Source organism: Gemmatimonadota bacterium, from assembly GCA_016209965.1.
Taxonomy (GTDB): domain Bacteria; phylum Gemmatimonadota; class Gemmatimonadetes; order Longimicrobiales; family RSA9; genus JACQVE01.
In genome coordinates this window covers 1-2,996 of sequence record JACQVE010000276.1, presented here as the reverse complement: position 1 = coordinate 2,996, position 2,996 = coordinate 1, and the positions used below count along the sequence as shown (strand labels likewise).

At 72.1% G+C, this 2,996-nt stretch carries 3 protein-coding genes; all 3 read right to left on the bottom strand.

The genetic code is table 11. From position 1 onward, the window contains the following. Nucleotides 1-277: 277 nt before the first annotated feature. On the bottom strand, nt 278-778 hold the full coding sequence (locus tag HY703_11000; protein ID MBI4545714.1) for an isoprenylcysteine carboxylmethyltransferase family protein: 501 nt from the start codon (nt 776-778) through the stop codon (nt 278-280). 257 nt (nt 779-1,035) lie between these two features. Further along, entirely contained in the window at nt 1,036-2,073 is a 1,038-nt protein-coding gene (locus HY703_10995; protein ID MBI4545713.1) for a glycosyltransferase family 9 protein, read from the bottom strand. Further along, nucleotides 2,070-2,996 (bottom strand): glycosyltransferase (locus HY703_10990; protein ID MBI4545712.1); only part of this gene is annotated, 927 nt, incomplete at its 5' end. The genes HY703_10995 and HY703_10990, both read right to left, overlap by 4 nt.

The window sequence follows — 2,996 nt, the reverse complement described above, 5'->3', positions numbered from 1 at the left end:
TTCGACACCGCCCGCGGGGAAGCGACGGCACAGCTCGCCGTACATGCGGGCGATGCCCCCCGGGAACGGGGGGAAGTCCTGCGTCAGGAACAGGGTCTTTACTCGGACCATGTTTCAATCTTTAATGCTGGCCCACCCTGCTATGCCCTTGGGCTACCGGGACTCGACCGGCCGCAGCCGAGGCCGTCGCTACCTCCCCGGAGCAGTATACGCAGGCCGGTCGGCAGGATAGTATTCCCGGCCAACATGAAAGATTGAAAGCTGGTCCGATAGCCCCCTAATCGATGACCAGCTTGGCGATCAGGGTCAGGAACACCAGCAGGAGACCCAGCACGGCGTTGTACTCGCGGTGGCTCAGGTAGCGCTGCAGGCGGGCGCGGAGCGGCTGCGCCTGCCGGACCCGTCCGCTATCGAGCCGCGGGAAGAAGAGCGGGACCCGTCGCGCGTACTCCCGGTAGTCCTCTCCGAACCGCCGTTCCAGCCGCCGCGCCTCTGCCCGCATGGTGGGCCCGTACACGACCGCGAAGTAGCAGAGCACCAGCAGCAGGAACGCCAGCCGCCCCCCCGCAGCGGCCACACCCAGTCCCATCAGGAAGCTCCCCAGGTAGAGCGGGTGCCGCGTGTAGGCGTATGGCCCACCTGTGGTCAGCACAGCATTCTTGCGCAGGGTAGAAGCAGCCCAGGCACGCAGCAGCACGCCCGCCACGCCCAGGGTCCCGCCCACGGCCAGCAGCAGCGGCGAAGGGCGTGCAAACAGGATGTACGGCGCCACCGCCACCCACACTAACCGGACTCGTAGCCGCTCGAGCCCGATTCTCACGGCCCTGCCTCCCGCACCGCTGCGGCCCCGGCGCCACATTGCTTCAGGGATGCCTCATCGCGTCCTCCTTGCGCTGACCCTACAAGATCGGGCGGGAGCGGCTCCGCATCAAGATCGCGAATGGGGCTGCCCGGCGCCGCGGCTGGGCCGGCCGCCACAGCCAGTGCTCGAATTCACAAATACGGCGGCATTCATCGCACTTGTGAACTCGACCATTAGCGGCTCACGGCCCGTTCCACCCGATCCAGTACCTCCGCCACTGTGATCTGCTGCATGCGCCCACTCTTCGGCTCGAAGCCGCCCGGCTCCGGCGCCTCCCCCTCCTCTGTGTAGCGGTCCACCCAGAGATCCTGGTACTTGCGGTACGGCCCCACGCGCCAGGGGTTGGTATGTCCATACAGCCCGATGACCGGCACCTCGAGCGCCCGGGCGAGGTGCACCGGCCCGGTATCCGGCGCGATCACCAGGCGGCTGCCGGCGATCAGGGTGATCAGGCGGCGCACGCCGTCCCCCAGCGCCCAGATCGGCCGCGTGCGGCAGTGCCCGAGCACCTCCCGCGCCAGCCGCGCCTCCCGCGGCGACGCGCCCCCCAGCAGCAGCACGCGGAACCCGTAGTCGGCCTCGAGCGCGTCCGCCACCGCCGCGTAGCGCTCCGGCAGCCAATCCTTGGCTGCCTTTGCCGAGGCGGGGATCAGCGCGGCCGCCGGCCGGCCCTCCAGCCCGTCGAGCCGCTGGAAGAATTCCGCCTGCGCTCGCCGTTCCTCCTCCGCCAGGGTGATGCGCCACTCCAGCGGCCCGCGTTCGACGCCCAGTGCGTCCAGGAACTCGAGAAAGAGATCCTGCGTGTGGCGTCGCGGCCCGGGCGGCAGGTGCTGGTTCGAGAACAGCCAGACGCCCTCCCGCGCGCGGCCGCGCCCGAAGCCCAGGCGGCGCGGAGCACCGGAGAACACGGTGGGGAACACGCTCTTGAAGTAGACGTTGAGGTTCAGCGTCAGGTCGAAGCGGCGGCCACGCAGCGACCGCCACAGCTCGCGCACGCCCGCCAGCCCGCGCGCCCGTTCGAAAACCACCACCTCGTCCACCGCGGGGTGCGGCCGTACTACCCAGGACGGAGCGGGTTCCGCGATCCAGGTGATGCGGCAGGCGGGATGCCGCCGCTTGAGCGCGTTGACGACGGGGAGCCCGTGCACGACGTCGCCCACCCCGGTCAGCAGGACAATGCAGACCCGCTCGGCGGGGAACGGCGCCGTCACGCCCGGCCCCCTGGCCCGCGCCGCCCTGCCGGGTCCCCGCGCCGCGTTGCCGGGCGCCCCGGCCGTGACGCGGAGGGCGTGGCGGCCTGGCGCCGAACCGCATCCCCCGCCTCTATGGTGCCGGCCGCCGGGACCAGCGCACCCTCGAGCACGGCCTCCCAACCGTCCAGCATGCGCTCGAAGCCGAAGCGCTCCTCGGCCCGCCGCACGGCCGCCGCGCCCATGGCGCGCAGTCTGGCGGGATCCGCCAGCAGCCGCTCGAGGCATGCCGCCAGATCCGCGGCGTCGAACCCGACGATCTCGCCTGGCGCGCCGCCCTCCGGGAAGGACTCGAGCGCCTCCGCCGCGCCGCTCACGGGCGTGCTCACTACCGGCACGCCGGCGGCCAGCGCCTCGAGCATGGCATTGCTCAGCCCCTCGCGGTCCGAGCACACCACGAACACGTCCAGCGCGTCCAGCACATCGCCCACGTCGTCGCGCTCACCCAGCAGGTGCAGCCGTCCGGCCACACCCAGCTCGAGGGCCAGCCGTTCCAGCGCAGTCTGCTCCGCGCCCGCACCGGCCACAAGGCAGTGCACGTCCGCCGGCAGCCGCGCCAGTGCCTCGAGCAGCCGGTCCAGCCGCTTCTGACCGGCCAGCCGCGCTACGGTTCCGATCACCCGCGCCCCGGCCGCGACCCCCAGCCAGCGCCGCACGGCACCCGGCGCCGCACGCCGCTCCGGCCTGGCCACGCCCGTGCGGATCGTGACCACGCGGGCAGCGTCCAGCCCCGGCGCACGGGCGAGGAAGCGATCGCGCATGGCCTCGGCGTTCAGGACGATGACGTCCGTCCAGCGCCGCAAGGCCACGCGGTACAGCGGGCTGCGCGCCGTATCCGTCTCGAGTCCCACCCGCGCGACCACGCGGGGCACCCCGCCCAGCCG